Source organism: Butyrivibrio sp. WCD3002 (genome assembly GCF_000424265.1).
GTDB lineage: Bacteria > Bacillota > Clostridia > Lachnospirales > Lachnospiraceae > Butyrivibrio.
This window is the reverse complement of record NZ_AUJO01000001.1, coordinates 723589-737942: the sequence shown is the minus strand read 5'-3', so window position 1 is coordinate 737942 and position 14354 is coordinate 723589. Positions and strand designations below refer to the sequence as shown.

Below are 14354 nucleotides of genomic sequence, written 5' to 3'. Positions count from 1 at the left end.
AGGAAAAAGCTATGGTTGATTACACAGAAGGCGCCGGCTATCAATATCATATTCATTTAAAGGAAGGAGATGTGGGACGCTACGTTATTCTTCCCGGTGATCCCGGACGCTGCGAGAAAATAGCAGCATATTTTGATGATGCCAAGCAGGTAGCGTATAACAGAGAATACAACACCTACACCGGCTACCTTGATGGTGAGAAGGTCAGCGTTGTATCCACCGGTATCGGAGGAGCTTCTGCATCAATCGCTGTAGAGGAGCTTCACAAGATAGGAGCAGATACCTTCATCAGAGTAGGAACCTGCGGTGGAATGCAGCTTGATGTAATGGGCGGAGACCTTATCGTGGTTAACGGTGCTGTGAGAGCAGAGGGTACTACCAAGGAATATGCTCCCATCGAATATCCTGCTGTCTCAACCTTTGAAGTTACGGATGCGCTTAAGAAGGCTGCAGAAGAGCTTGGCATCAGACATCACGTCGGTGTGGTTCAGTGTAAGGATGCTTTTTACGGACAGCATGAGCCTGAGACGAAGCCTGTTTTCTATGAGCTTGAGAATAAGTGGGAAGCATGGAAGAGATGCGGCTGCCTTGGATCTGAGATGGAATCAGCAGCACTGTTTATAGTAGGACAGTGGCTTAGAGCAAGATGCGGCGCTGTAATGCTCACAGTGGCCAATCAGGAGAGAGCTAAGGCAGGACTTGATAATCCGCAGGCCCATGATACGGACAGCGCTATCAGAACAGCAATTCTTGCTATAAAGAAGCTTATTGCCGAGGATAAGAAAAATAAGTAAAATTTCGTATTAAAAACGGCGTTTTTAGGGATAAATAAAGTAAAAAACCTTGACGCGGCAGGAAGATATATGTTATCATCTTGTATGTTGCGAAAATGACGGTCCTCTGGTATGTAACAATATTTAAGAACGTCCATTTATATAGTATAGGAGAAAGCAAATGAATACAATCATTGCAGAGATCGAGAAGGAACAGCTGAACGCACAGGCTCCTGAGTTCAACACAGGTGATACAGTTCGTGTTCACAACAAGATCAAAGAAGGAAACCGTGAAAGAGTACAGGTTTTCGAAGGAACTGTTAAGAAGATTCAGGGCGGAAGCAACCGTTGCACATTTACAGTTCGTAAGATTTCTAACGGTGTTGGCGTTGAGAAGACATGGCCCCTTCACTCACCTCTCATTGAGAAGGTTGAGGTTGTGAGAATGGGTAAGGTTAGAAGAGCTAAGCTTAACTACCTTAAGGGCCTCACAGGTAAGAAGGCAAAGGTCAAGGAAAAGGTTCGCTAAGAACATTCCACGAAAAGGCAGTTACTATTATAGTATCTGCCTTTTTTTATCCTATGGGTTATACACAATGTTTAGACGAAAGAAATATCATTCACTTTTTCATGAGAAGAAAAAAATAGTTACCCCGGAGCTCCTTCGGGAGATTTTTTCGTGGGGCTTTTATACGGTATTTGCTGTTTTCATTGCATTGCTGCTTGTTATGGCTTTTGGCAAAAGAGTCAGAGTTATCGGTGACTCCATGGAGCCATCACTTTATAACAGCCAGAGCGTGCTTGTGGACAGGGTTATCTTTAAGTTTTTTGCACCCAAAAAGGATGATGTAATAGTCTTTTTGCCAAACGGTAATGAAAAATCCCACTATTACATTAAAAGAGTGGTGGCTGTTCCCGGTGAGACTGTTAAGATTTCAGACGGTAATCTTATTGTGAACGGCGAAGTAGTGAGTAATGATGACCGCGAATATGATAAAATGAAAGAGGCAGGAATTGCTGAAAACGAAATAAAGCTTGATAATGGTGAGTTTTTTGTTCTTGGAGATAACAGAAACAGTAGTGAGGACAGCAGAAGTGCCAATATCGGTGTTGTTAAGCAGTCAATGATTGCCGGAAAAGCCTGGTTTTGCTATGGCAAAAGCGAAGGTGTAAGTGGTTTTGTGAATTAAAGGAAAGATTTAGATGAATAATTATCAATGGTATCCGGGACACATGACCAAGGCTATGCGTATGATGCAGGAGAATATAGGCCTTGTGGATGTCATAATTGAGCTGACAGATGCCAGAATTCCCATGGCAGGCAGAAATCCTGATATAGATAAGCTTGGTCAGAATAAATCGAGACTAGTGATACTTAATAAATGCGATCTGGCAGACCCTGAGGTCAATAAGGAATGGGTTAAATACTTCGAGGATCAGGGCATCCGTGTAATGGAGATGAATTCCAAAGAAAACGGCAAGGTAAGACAGGTGCTTGATCAGGTTACTGAGAGCTGCCGTGAAAAGATCGAAAGAGATAAAAAGCGAGGTATTGTCAACAGACCCATAAGGGCCATGGTTGCAGGTATACCAAATGTAGGCAAGAGTACCTTTATCAATAAGGTATCCGGTAAGGCTGCTGCTAAGACCGGAAATAAGCCCGGTGTCACCAAGGGTAAGCAGTGGATCATGCTTGGTAAGAATTTGCAGCTCCTTGATACTCCCGGTGTTTTATGGCCTAAATTTGAAGATGAAGTCGTGGGACTTAATCTTGCCCTTATCGGTTCAATGAATGATGAGAACCTCGATAAGAATGAGCTGGCAGTAGAACTTATCAGAAAGCTTGAAAAGTGGTATCCACAGACTATTACTGAGAAATATCAGGTCACAGAGCAGCAAAAGCTACTTTATGAGGAAGATCAGTATGAGACACCGGAATCTTCAATTCTGACTGCTATCGCCCAGAACAGAAAGCTAATAAAACAGGGCGGAAAACCCGATATAGATAGAGCAAGTGCACTGCTTTTGGATGATTTCAGAAACGGAAGACTTGGAAAAATATCATTGGAGAGACCATAATGAGTAATTTCAGGAATTTTTTAAGAAGCGCAGGAAGTACAATCTTAACAGTAGTTGTAATCGTTTTTCTTACCATGCTTTTCATGAAGTTTGTGGCACAGAGAACTGATGTGGACGGTGAATCAATGATGTATACCCTTCATGATGGGGATGCACTGATTGCCGATAAGCTGACCTACAGGTTCAGTGATCCGAAGAGATTCGATATCATAATATTCCCTTATGCAGGAGATCCGGAAAGCTATTTTATAAAGAGAATCATCGGTCTTCCCGGTGAGACTGTTCAGATCGATTACGACGGTAATATTTATATTAACGGTGAACTTCTTGAGGAGCACTATGGTGCTGAAATCATAAGAGATCCCGGAAGGGCCGCAGAGCCTGTCACCCTTGGCGAGGATGAATATTTCGTAATGGGTGATAACCGTAATTACAGCTTTGATTCCAGAGAGCCTTCCGTCGGAAATATTAAGAGGAAGGACATCATCGGAAGAACCTGGATAAGAGTATTCCCCTTCTCTTCATTTGGATTCATAGATAATGACAAAAAATAAATTTATTACAGGATGAAATTATGGCTATTCAGATAGCAGAGATAAAAAGAGAGCTGTCAGCACTCAGTGAAGTAGATGCTTACCGTTCTTTTATTGAGAAATACAGTGATGATGAGCGTCAGGGTGTAAAGAACCTGATAGAATCAGCAAATAAAAAAATAGCGGCAGTGCAGGCTGAAATGGCCAGACTTGAGAAAATGCGTGAATTTGAAAATGCGCATCCCGACCTTGAGTTTATCTGCGGTATCGATGAGGTTGGGAGAGGACCTCTGGCAGGACCTGTGTATGCAGCCGCTGTTATTCTTCCAAAGGATTGTAAAATTCTATATATAAATGATTCCAAGAAATTATCCGAAAAAAAGAGAGAAGAGCTTTATTCTGAGATTATGGAGAAGGCAGTATCTGTCGGTATAGGCTTTTCAACTCATGAGAGAATTGATGAAATTAATATCCTGCAGGCTACCTATGAGGCTATGGCAAAGGCTGTAGCGGAGCTTTCTGTTAAGCCTGAGTTACTTCTTCTTGATGCTGTCCATGTACCGCAGCTTGAGGAGTATAAGCAGGAATCTATTATTAAGGGTGATGCCAAGAGTGTTTCAATTGCCGCCGCAAGTATAGTTGCCAAGGTGACAAGGGATCATCTGATGGAGGAATACGACAGGGAATATCCCGGATATGGATTTGCATCCAATAAGGGCTATGGAGCAGAACTCCATATCAAAGCTTTGAAGGAGCTTGGACCGTGTCCTATTCACAGAAGAAGCTTTATCAAGAATTTTATTTAAGTAGAGCATAGAGTTTGGTACTTTTAAGCTTGTTTTGTAGCAGCATCTACGAAAGAGAGTCCGAATGAGCAATGTCAGTGGTTTAACTTCAAATCGGCCTCTTGTGCAGGTTGATGGGAGAATAGTTAATCAAAATGCATCAAGGGAACAGACTTCTGCGCGCTCGCTCGAAACCGGTGAGAGGATAAACGGAAAGATCATATCTCTCACAGACGAGGGCGGTATTAAAAATGCCCAGATAAAGCTGGGTGATGATACTGTCATAAATGCAAAGCTTCAGGAGGGTATGTCACTGAAAGAGGGGCAGTATGTATCCTTTGAGGTAAGAGGGGCTTCAAACAGTCAGATAACGCTGACTCCTTTATATGAAAATACTTCTTTAGATCCTACAGCGCTTAAGGCTTTAACTGCTGCAGGTCTTGAGCCTACAGGCAGTAATCTGGAGATGGTTAAATCAATGATGGAAAACGGAATGCCCATTGATAAGGACTCTGTTTTATCCATGAATCATCTCGTATCTGCCAATCCTGATACTTCTGTATCATCACTGGTACAGATGAAGGCTCTGAATATCCCCATAAATGACCAGAATATTCAGCAATTTGAAAGCTACAAGAACTATGAGCATCAGGTAGTGGAAACAATGGATTCCATTATGGATGAGCTTCCGTCTGCTTTTAATGAGCTTGTGCAAAACGGTGACGGAGAATCTGCCGGAAAACTGTACGGTGATATTCTAAAGATGATATCCGATGGTATGGAGCAGATGGAAAGCACTGCAGCATCCGGTAATTCTACCGGAATTGTAGGAGCGGACAATACAGCCGCTGGGATGTCTGCAGCAGCTAACGGAAATGGCGTAAATGCAGAAGGCGCTAAGGTTCTGCTTAATTCTGAAGCAGAAGGTGCAGTGCAAAATGCTGCCAATGCCGAAGAAACAGTAAAAAACGCCACGCAGCAGGGAGAAACCTTAAAGACAGAAGAACAGGTAACAGATAAAAATGCCGGTAATAACGCGTTATTGGGATCACTTGAGGAGCTTTCTGAGGAAGAACAAAAACAGGATCAGACTCAGGGTATTAAGAATCAGACAGATAACGGGAAAACAGCACAGATAGAGACAAACCCTAAGTCTGTTATCCTCAGCAATGATTTTGCGAATATTATAAAAAGCATACAGAGCGAGACGAAGTCCGCAGGTCCGGAGATGCTCAAGCTTGTGATGCAGGCAAACGGACAGGAGGCAGCAAAGATTGATGAGGCTGCATTGATGAAGGAGCTTGCTAAGGCTTATTCGGAAAGTGAAGGTAAATCCGACACCGCATCTAATTCTTTTTTGAAATTATTTGGCAGTAACGAATACAACAAGCTCATGAAGGATTCAATCAGAAATCAGTGGATGCTCGAGCCTTCAGATGTCAGCAGTAAAGAGAATGTCGAGAGTCTGTATAACAGATTAAACTCTCAGGCGAAGCAGCTTGGTGAAGCTCTTACCGGTACTCTTGGGGCAGAATCCAAGGCAGCGCAAAGTGCCACAACTCTCATGAATAATATTGAGTTCATGAACGAGCTTAACCATATGTTTAATTATGTGCAGCTTCCGTTAAAAATGGCTGATCAGGACGCCCACGGAGATCTTTATGTGTATTCTAACGGAAAGCGCAAGTTCCAGCCCGGGGAAACAGTAAGTGCAATACTTCACCTTGATCTTGATAATCTCGGTCCATTGGATGTTTACGTCAAGATGACGGACAATAATGTTAAGACCAATTTTTATGTGGCTGATGAAAGTGTTCTTGACCTAATCGAAGCGCATATTGATATCTTGAATGAGAGATTAAGTAAACGCGGTTATAACATGGAAGCTAAAATGATGCTTCATACAGATATGGATAACGACAGTGATGACGCGGCAGTAAGCGAAATGCTGGATGTAAGAAAAATGCCGGTGATCTCGATGCAGTCTTTTGATGCCAGAGCATAAAAGTGATCACCTTGTGCGGCTCTTTCGAGCCTGGTGAAATGTCATACAGAGTAGAGCAGAACTACCTTATGGAGTGAAAACATGCCTGAGAGCGGAAAAAACAAAGACGGAAAACCAAAACAGGCCATAGCGCTTGCATACGATCCAAACGAAGACGGCGCTCCCAGAGTCATTGCCAGCGGCAAGGGACAGCTTGCGGAGAAGATTATTGAGGCCGCTCAGGAGAAGGATATTCCTGTCCATGAGGACAGTAAGCTTGCCGACACTCTTTCCAAGCTGGAAATCGGAGAGATGATTCCTCCGGAGCTCTATGAGGTTGTGGCCGAAATCCTTGTATTCGTGGATGCAATGGACAAAATTAGGGCCAAGGAACGCCAGAACGTTGATTTATCGCAGTTTTAAAGCTGCTTAGCGGGCCTTAAAAGAAAATTTGGAGTAATGTGATATAATTTTTTATGAACAAAAGAGAAAAGGGAACCTATTTTGAAGAACTTGCCTGTAATTATCTAAAAGAGAATGGTGCCACAATCCTGTTTAGGAATTTTAGATGCAGGGCAGGAGAAATAGATATAATTGCAAAAGACGGTAGATATATTTCATTTATTGAGGTAAAATACAGAACCGGATCAAAATTCGGAGTAGCCGAAGCGGCAGTTGATCTTCGTAAACAGAGAACAATATGCCGCGTTTCTGATTTTTTCAGAAGACAAAACAAGATTACAGCTGATGCGGCGCAACGATTTGATGTCGTTGCAATGATGCGGGAAGATGACGGCACCGTGCATATAAAATGGCATAAGAATGCTTTTTCATATATTCCATTGAATAAAGCATCTTATTGAATGACGGAGGTTAGTAGTTTGAAGCAAAATATACTTGTATGTGATGATGATAAAGAGATTGTAAATGCCATAAGCATTTATATGAAAAAGGAAGGGCTTAACGTATTTACAGCATATAACGGGCTTGAGGCAGTTAAAATTGTTGAGAACAATGATATTCATGTGGCTATTATTGACGTAATGATGCCTGTTATGGACGGCATTCAGTGCACCATGAAAATTCGTGAGATCAGTTCTCTTCCCATAATCATGCTCTCAGCTAAATCAGAGGATGCCGATAAGATTCTTGGACTTAATATAGGCGCTGATGATTATGTTACAAAGCCCTTTAATCCCCTTGAGCTCATTGCAAGAGTTAAATCCAACCTCAGAAGATATACACAGCTTGAGGCAAAGGAGTCTGACGGTGAGGAAGATGGCATCTACAGAGCCGGCGGACTTGTGCTCAACGATATATCAAGAGTAGTTACTGTTGATGATGAAGTCATTAAGCTCACAAAAATTGAATATAATATACTTCTTCTTTTACTTAAGGAAAAAGGTAAAGTATTCTCAATAAATGAGATATACGAAAACATCTGGAATGAGAATGCTGTTGCAGTAGACAACACGGTTGCTGTTCATATCAGGCATATACGTGAAAAAATAGAAATAGATCCCAAGAATCCCAAATATTTGAAGGTAGTATGGGGTGTGGGCTATAAAATCGACACCGAGGGCAACTGATGCTTAAGCGTTTATTCAGAAAAGATTCTTTAACATGGTTCACAAGGACGATACTCAGAACCTTTCAGCACCTCTGCATTGCTATTGTTGTAGGTGCTATTTTCTATGTGCATAACGGCTCTGTTATCAAGGGCGTGGACGGTACGGAATATTCACTGCGTGAGGGTGACAGTGCACCCAAATATGAGGATTCTGAGTTCTTTAATACTATTCTAACCAGTAATCTTCATGGAGTTGCAGAGCTGACCGGAATAAGTACCATGATTGAAACAGATGGTCTTTACAATTCCGACAAGAAGATAGACGTAACGGCCTTTGTAAACAGAAATTCTCTGTTACAGAGTGACTATATCACCGGTGTCTACAGAGTATCAGACCTTATCAAATGGTCGCAGAACGGCTTTGAGTACGAGGAGAGAAGCTTTAGCGACAGCGATAGCAGTAAGTTTCTTGCCAATACCACGATTTATACCCACCTTATGAAGAATAATGCTGAAGGTGGTATGAACAGCTTCCTAAATTCCCAGATTGATAACAATACTGTAAGAACCAATATAAACGTGCCCATGGAGGGTGGTGACACAGGAACACATACTATTCTTTTGTCCAGATACAAGACAATTCATGACGAGAACATTGAAGATATAGTATCTACCTGGGAGGACTACAACGAGCTTTGCGCTAATATAACGGAAGCCGCATCTACCATGGCCCTGAACTACGATAAGTATTTTAATATCAAGGGTAAGTTCAACTTCGATAAAAGCAATTTCAGATATTATATTACCAGGACCATTAACGGTAAGACCGAAACCTATACCAATATTGAAGAGCTTAGGAAAAATCCTAACGGCGTCGATATAGGTGAGAAATTCAGAGCTTACGGAAAATATATTTATTTCTGCCCCTACGATCTGCAGTATTCATCCAATACCAAAATCGATGAGGCAAAGCTCCGAGAGATACTTAGTAATTATGACTATGCTTTCCCGGATCAGATGAAGTATTACTTTGCAGTTGATACGGTGAATTATCCCTGTACGGATGACTTTACTATAGGACGTGATGCGTTCCTTAGATACATCCCTTATTATAAGCAGCTCTACGTGATGATAATTATCTTTATATTTATCTATTTTGTTCTCATCATGCATCTGATAATCTGTGAGGGGCATATCGAGTATCAGGACGGAACCTATGGTGGAATAGAGAAGCTGGATTTTCTTCCCATAGAAATTACAATGATTCTGTCTATAGCGGGTGTTGTATTCTTCATTTGGGGATTTAATTATATTTTTGAATTCTCACCTATTGTAGCGGCAAGTACCACCTATTCGGCAGTGCTTCTTGGGCTTTTCTCATTCCTTGCAGATAATGCCTTTTCCTATGGTCTGTACGGCCTTGTAAGGAAAATAAAGACAAGGACACTTTACCGCACATCTCTGTTAAAGAAGGGAATCGATCTTTTCCATAAGGTGTCCGAGAAGATGAGCATGCGACAGAATATGTTTTTAATTACTGTCGTGCCCTATGCTTTTACGACTTTCATGAATTTTTACCTGATAATATATCATGATTTTGCGGGAATAATCATTGCCGTGATCATGGATATAGCTATCGGTATTTATGTAGTTAATGTAAATAACGACAAAATCATTGTTTACGAGGCTCTTAAGAAAATCGGAAACGGTGAGATAGATGTAAAGATAGACTTGAATAAGGTTCACGGCGGTAATCTTTTCATCGCAAAGGAGCTTAATAATATAGTTCACTCCGTTGAGGATGCAGTTAACAGAAGTATGAGGGATGAAAAGCTTAAGGCTGACCTTATAACAAACGTATCTCACGATATTAAAACGCCGCTTACCTCAATTATTAACTATGTTGATCTTTTAAAGCGTGAGAATATCGAGGATGAGAGAGTAAGGGACTACATCAGTATTTTGGAAAACAAATCCCAGAGACTTCGTCAGCTGACAGATGACCTTGTTGAGGCTTCAAAGATTTCTTCAGGTAATATCACATTACACATGGAGAAGATCAATTTTGCAGAGATTATCAAGCAGACACTGGGAGAGTTTTACGAAAAGCTTGAGGACAGCGACCTTACCGCAATATTAAAATGCGAGAAGTACAGTGTGATGATCGAGGCTGATCCCAGACAGCTTTTCAGAGTTATTGAGAATCTTATCAATAACGTCTGCAAATACGCACTTACCGGCACCAGAGTTTATATGGATCTTGATGTAACTGAGGAAGAGGACGGAAGAAACCTGGCTACATTCTCTATTAAGAATATCTCAAGAAATGAGCTTAATATAAAAGCAGAGGAGCTCACTGAAAGATTTATCAGAGGAGATATTTCAAGAAGCACAGAGGGTAGCGGACTTGGACTTTCAATTGCTCAGAGCCTGACAGAAGCTATGGGCGGAAAGTTCAGCATAATACTTGATGGTGACCTCTTCAAGGTAAATGTAATGTTCTATACTGATGAATCAGGAAATGATAATCTTGTGGCAGAACAGATAGAAGTGACAAAATAAGAATATAGAATTGGAATATGGAAACAATAAAAACGGGAAGCAGCTGCTTCCCGTTTTCCATATCATGTTTTATCGCTTACCTTCTTAAGAAGATCCTGAATGGACTCTGTAGGTGTGATTACGTAGCTGAGACTTGCATCGTGATTTACGAAATCAATAACTGTTGCAAGGAATTTACTCATATCAGCTACTATGTAGTAAGGTCTGTCAGAATATTCAGGATTCTGATAGATCAGGTTAGTTGTTATAAGGGCATCAAAGGCGCCTTCTTCATAGCCTTTATCAAATATATCAATACCGTTTGTGAAAAGACCGAAGGTGGTGCAGATGTATACACGCTTTGCACCGCGCTTTTTCAGCTGCTTTGAGGTATCGATCATACTTGAACCGGATGAGATCATATCGTCAATGATGATAACATCCTTACCTTCAATATTGTCACCAAGATATTCATGAGCAACGATGGGGTTAGAACCGTTTACTACTTTGGAGTAATCACGTCTCTTGTAGAACATACCTGTGTTAACGCCAAGAACGTTAGCAAAATAAACAGCTCTGTCTAAAGCACCCTCATCAGGACTTATAACTGTAAGGTTATCCTTATCAACAACAAAGTCTTCAATATTTGTGATAAGTGATTTAAAGAACTGAGGAGATGCCATGAAGTTATCAAAGCCGGAAATAGGTGCAGCATTTGAAATTCTGGGATCATGGGCATCGAAGGTCAGGAAATTGGTAATTCCCATCTCATGAAGCTCTTTAAACATTACAGCAGCATCCAGAGATTCGCGATTGTTCTTATGATGCTGTCTGCCCTCATAAAGGAAAGGCATAATAATATTGATTCGTCTTGCCTTACCGTTGATGGCTGCGATGACACGCTTCAAATCCTGGTAGTGGTCATCAGGTGAATAATAATTGGTATAGCCATGCATTTTGTAGGTAAGAGAGTGGTTCATAACATCAGCTAAGATGAAAACATCCTTACCTCTGATAGATTCTGTAAGGGTTACTTTACTTTCACCGCTTCCGAATCTGGGATTCTGATACTTTACTCTGTAGTCATCCTTAACATAATCTCTGAATGCGGGATCGCTTGGCAGAGTGTGAAGTGCATGTCTAAAGGAACAAAGGTGTTCGTTTACTTTTTCGCCCAGCTCTTTTGCTGAATCCATAACGATCAGTGCAAGAGGAGCAACGGGAATAAGTGTTTCTAATTTATGAAAATCCGGCATTTTGACTCCTATCAAAAAAATTCATATTTTTCCGAGTACTATCTTATGTTATATTATACTGACACGTCAAGAAAATTCATGTATAATCGTGTGATGAAGGGATGATATATGAACAATAACGGACATCTTATCAAAAGTGTATTAAAGGGAAGTATTGCCGAGGAGATGGATATTACTCCCGGTGACAGACTTATTTCCATAAACGGCACTTTGATTGAAGATATTTTTGATTATCAATATATGGTTCAGGATGAGGAGCTTGTACTTCTTATCAGAAAGCCTGACGGCGAGGAATGGGAAATCGATGTAGAGAAATACTATGATGAGGACCTGGGAATAGAATTTGACAACGGTCTAATGGATGACTACAGATCCTGCAGTAATAAATGTATTTTCTGCTTTATCGACCAGATGCCTCCCGGAATGAGGGAAACCTTGTATTTTAAGGATGATGATGCAAGGCTTTCTTTTTTACAGGGAAATTATGTTACACTTACAAATATGAGTGACCATGATATAGACAGAATTCTTAAGTATCATCTGTCACCGATAAATGTATCCTTCCAAACCACAAACCCTGAGCTTCGCTGCAAGATGCTAAACAACAGATTTGCAGGTGAAGCACTTAAAAAGGTAGACAGACTTGTGGCCGGAGGAAGCGGAATAGAGATTAACGGTCAGATTGTTCTTTGCAAAGGCGTTAATGATAAGGAAGAGCTTCACAGATCTCTTTCTGACCTCTATAAATACAGACCAAATCTTAAGAGTGTTTCAGTCGTACCGGTAGGACTTTCTAAGTTCAGAGAGGGATTGTATCCCCTTGAGCCCTTTGAAAAAGAGGATGCTCTTGAGGTTATAAAAGAGATCGAGTATTGGCAAAATAAGGCATTTGAAGAATATGGTGATCATTTTGTGCATGCATCCGATGAATGGTATATGATCGCAGAGCTTCCGATTCCCGAAGCCGCCATATATGATGACTACGGACAGCTTGAGAACGGCGTTGGAATGGTACGTCTTCTTCTTGATGAATTTGACGAGGCACTTAATGAGCTTAAAAGCGGTGCCTATACGGACTTTGATCCTAAGAGCTTTAAAAGAAAGGTTTCCACAGCCAGCGGAAGGCTTATTTATCCTTATATCTGTGAAATGGCAAAGCGCCTTACTGAGGTAGTTCCCGGGCTTGAAATTCATGTTAACGAAATTATCAATAATTTCTTTGGTGAGAGGATCACTGTAACAGGCCTTCTTACGGGGCAGGATATAATAGCTCAGCTTAAGGGTAAGGATCTTGGAGATACACTGTTTTTGCCCCAGAATGTCCTTAGAGCAGGCGAAGATTATCTTCTGGATGATGTTCATATCTCTGATATTGAGAGAGAGCTTAATATAAAAGTCGATATTCTAAAGAGCGGTGGAAAAGATTTTATTTTGGGTCTTCTTGGCCTTGATGGTAGTAATTGATTACAGGATGGTAATTTTATGAAAAGAAAAAATATAGTAGCGGTCGTTGGACGACCAAATGTCGGAAAAAGTACATTTTTCAATGCGGTAGCCGGTAAGAATATCTCTATCGTTGAGGATACGCCCGGTGTTACCAGAGACAGAATTTATATAGATGTTGAGTGGCTTGACTGGAATTTTACATTGGTTGATACCGGCGGTATTGAGCCGGATTCCAATGATACGATTCTTGCGCAGATGAGAGATCAGGCTGAGATCGCAATTGAAACTGCCGATGTCATCATTTTCATGTGTGATGTTAAGCAGGGACTTACCGATGCGGATTCTCAGGTTGCTGATATGCTCAGAAAATCAGCTAAGCCCATCGTGCTTTGTGTAAATAAGGTTGACAGCTTTAAGAGAGACAGCCTTGATGTTTACGAGTTCTATAATCTTGGTCTTGGCGATCCTTTTCCGATAAGTGCAACCAACAAGCAGGGAATCGGTGACCTTCTTGAGGAGGTTGTAAAGAACTTCAGCTCCAAAGGCAGCGAAGAGGAAGAGGATGATTCGGTAAGAGTAGCCGTAATAGGTAAGCCAAATGTAGGTAAAAGCTCAATTATCAATAAGCTTTGCGGCGAGAACAGACTTATCGTATCTGATGTTGCAGGTACCACAAGAGATGCCATCGATACAGAAATAAAATATAACGGTAAGAAATATACCTTTATCGATACTGCAGGACTCAGAAGAAAGAATAAGGTCAAGGAGAAGCTCGAGGAATACATGATTCTCAGAACTGTAACGGCAGTTGAGAGAGCAGATGTAGCCATCATAGTTATCAATGCTGATGAGGGTGTTACAGAGCAGGATGCCAAGATTGCAGGTATCGCCCATGACAGAGGAAAAGCTGTTATCATCGCTGTCAACAAGTGGGATCTTATTGAGAAGGATAACAAGACGGTGAATGAATTCACCAAGGATATCAGAAATACCTTATCCTTCATGCAGTATGCAGAGCTTATATTCATATCTGCAGAGACCGGTCAGCGACTTGTTAAGTTATATGATATGATAGATATGGTCAGCGAAAATCACGCTATGCGTGTGGCTACCGGCGTACTTAACGAGATCATGATGCAGGCAGTTGTTATGCAGCAGCCACCGTCAGATAAGGGCAAGATGCTTAAGCTCTACTACATTACTCAGGCCGCAGTTAAGCCGCCGACCTTTGTAATTTTCGTAAATGATAAGAAACTGATGCATTTTTCATATACCAGATATATTGAAAATCAGATTCGCGCATCATTTAGCTTTAAGGGAACGCCTCTTAAATTCATTATAAGAGAGCGTAATAACGAAAAGTAAAAAGTTTGGGGGAGGAAAAATA

The 14354-nt window shown here is 41.1% G+C and carries 14 protein-coding genes; 13 read left to right on the top strand and 1 reads right to left on the bottom strand.

The features are described from left to right. Positions 1 to 11: 11 nt before the first annotated feature. The 11 genes from udp to G608_RS22140 all read left to right on the top strand — a co-directional run bounded on the left by udp (position 12) and on the right by G608_RS22140 (position 10286). Positions 12 to 794 carry a uridine phosphorylase gene (gene udp / locus G608_RS0103060; protein ID WP_026494791.1) on the top strand — a complete coding sequence of 261 codons (783 nt, stop codon included), beginning with the start codon at positions 12 to 14 and terminating at the stop codon, positions 792 to 794. A gap of 160 nt (positions 795 to 954) precedes the next feature. Beyond that, positions 955 to 1302: a 50S ribosomal protein L19 gene (gene rplS, locus G608_RS0103055; protein WP_026494790.1), complete on the top strand. Its 348-nt coding sequence runs from the start codon at positions 955 to 957 to the stop codon at positions 1300 to 1302. Positions 1303 to 1369: 67 nt separating this feature from the next. Continuing rightward, the gene (lepB, locus tag G608_RS0103050; RefSeq protein ID WP_026494789.1) at positions 1370 to 1963 is read left to right on the top strand and encodes a signal peptidase I; all 594 of its coding nucleotides are present in this window, start codon (positions 1370 to 1372) and stop codon (positions 1961 to 1963) included. A 13-nt stretch (positions 1964 to 1976) separates the two neighbouring features. Next, entirely contained in the window at positions 1977 to 2852 is an 876-nt protein-coding gene (gene ylqF, locus G608_RS0103045) for a ribosome biogenesis GTPase YlqF (protein ID WP_026494788.1), read from the top strand. After that, positions 2852 to 3406 (top strand): signal peptidase I, encoded by a 555-nt coding sequence (gene lepB / locus G608_RS0103040; protein ID WP_026494787.1) that lies wholly within the window; start codon positions 2852 to 2854, stop codon positions 3404 to 3406. Before ylqF ends, lepB (G608_RS0103040) begins: the two co-directional genes overlap by 1 nt. Before the next feature lie 20 nt (positions 3407 to 3426). Then, positions 3427 to 4191, top strand: coding sequence for a ribonuclease HII (locus G608_RS0103035; RefSeq protein WP_081677263.1), 765 nt, complete (start codon positions 3427 to 3429; stop codon positions 4189 to 4191). 64 nt (positions 4192 to 4255) lie between these two features. Then, on the top strand, positions 4256 to 6175 hold the full coding sequence (gene fliK / locus G608_RS0103030; RefSeq protein ID WP_026494785.1) for a flagellar hook-length control protein FliK: 1920 nt from the start codon (positions 4256 to 4258) through the stop codon (positions 6173 to 6175). A gap of 81 nt (positions 6176 to 6256) precedes the next feature. Then, positions 6257 to 6577 carry an EscU/YscU/HrcU family type III secretion system export apparatus switch protein gene (locus G608_RS0103025; RefSeq protein ID WP_026494784.1) on the top strand — a complete coding sequence of 107 codons (321 nt, stop codon included), beginning with the start codon at positions 6257 to 6259 and terminating at the stop codon, positions 6575 to 6577. Between the two features lie 53 nt (positions 6578 to 6630). Next, on the top strand, positions 6631 to 7017 hold the full coding sequence (locus G608_RS0103020; RefSeq protein WP_026494783.1) for a YraN family protein: 387 nt from the start codon (positions 6631 to 6633) through the stop codon (positions 7015 to 7017). Further along, positions 7018 to 7743, top strand: a complete 726-nt coding sequence (locus G608_RS0103015) for a response regulator transcription factor (protein WP_026494782.1) — start codon at positions 7018 to 7020, stop codon at positions 7741 to 7743. Then, on the top strand, positions 7743 to 10286 hold the full coding sequence (locus tag G608_RS22140; protein ID WP_026494781.1) for a sensor histidine kinase: 2544 nt from the start codon (positions 7743 to 7745) through the stop codon (positions 10284 to 10286). The genes G608_RS0103015 and G608_RS22140 overlap by 1 nt, the downstream gene beginning before the upstream one ends. A gap of 62 nt (positions 10287 to 10348) precedes the next feature. On the opposite strand, the gene G608_RS0103005 is transcribed toward G608_RS22140, so the two are convergent. After that, positions 10349 to 11521 (bottom strand): ribose-phosphate pyrophosphokinase, encoded by a 1173-nt coding sequence (locus tag G608_RS0103005; RefSeq protein ID WP_026494780.1) that lies wholly within the window; start codon positions 11519 to 11521, stop codon positions 10349 to 10351. A 108-nt stretch (positions 11522 to 11629) separates the two neighbouring features. Here G608_RS0103005 and G608_RS0103000 point away from each other — a divergent pair, with 108 nt between their 5' ends. Both G608_RS0103000 and der read left to right on the top strand, forming a co-directional pair. Next, positions 11630 to 12985 (top strand): DUF512 domain-containing protein, encoded by a 1356-nt coding sequence (locus G608_RS0103000; RefSeq protein ID WP_026494779.1) that lies wholly within the window; start codon positions 11630 to 11632, stop codon positions 12983 to 12985. An 18-nt stretch (positions 12986 to 13003) separates the two neighbouring features. After that, positions 13004 to 14332 (top strand): ribosome biogenesis GTPase Der, encoded by a 1329-nt coding sequence (gene der / locus G608_RS0102995; protein ID WP_026494778.1) that lies wholly within the window; start codon positions 13004 to 13006, stop codon positions 14330 to 14332. Positions 14333 to 14354: the final 22 nt, after the last annotated feature.

Coding starts and splice junctions, on each gene's coding strand:
- udp (WP_026494791.1), top strand. CDS start 12: ATGGTTGATTACACAGAAGGCGCCGGCTATCAATATCATATTCATTTA.
- rplS (WP_026494790.1), top strand. CDS start 955: ATGAATACAATCATTGCAGAGATCGAGAAGGAACAGCTGAACGCACAG.
- lepB (WP_026494789.1), top strand. CDS start 1,370: ATGTTTAGACGAAAGAAATATCATTCACTTTTTCATGAGAAGAAAAAA.
- ylqF (WP_026494788.1), top strand. CDS start 1,977: ATGAATAATTATCAATGGTATCCGGGACACATGACCAAGGCTATGCGT.
- lepB (WP_026494787.1), top strand. CDS start 2,852: ATGAGTAATTTCAGGAATTTTTTAAGAAGCGCAGGAAGTACAATCTTA.
- G608_RS0103035 (WP_081677263.1), top strand. CDS start 3,427: ATGGCTATTCAGATAGCAGAGATAAAAAGAGAGCTGTCAGCACTCAGT.
- fliK (WP_026494785.1), top strand. CDS start 4,256: ATGAGCAATGTCAGTGGTTTAACTTCAAATCGGCCTCTTGTGCAGGTT.
- G608_RS0103025 (WP_026494784.1), top strand. CDS start 6,257: ATGCCTGAGAGCGGAAAAAACAAAGACGGAAAACCAAAACAGGCCATA.
- G608_RS0103020 (WP_026494783.1), top strand. CDS start 6,631: ATGAACAAAAGAGAAAAGGGAACCTATTTTGAAGAACTTGCCTGTAAT.
- G608_RS0103015 (WP_026494782.1), top strand. CDS start 7,018: ATGACGGAGGTTAGTAGTTTGAAGCAAAATATACTTGTATGTGATGAT.
- G608_RS22140 (WP_026494781.1), top strand. CDS start 7,743: ATGCTTAAGCGTTTATTCAGAAAAGATTCTTTAACATGGTTCACAAGG.
- G608_RS0103005 (WP_026494780.1), bottom strand. CDS start 11,521: ATGCCGGATTTTCATAAATTAGAAACACTTATTCCCGTTGCTCCTCTT.
- G608_RS0103000 (WP_026494779.1), top strand. CDS start 11,630: ATGAACAATAACGGACATCTTATCAAAAGTGTATTAAAGGGAAGTATT.
- der (WP_026494778.1), top strand. CDS start 13,004: ATGAAAAGAAAAAATATAGTAGCGGTCGTTGGACGACCAAATGTCGGA.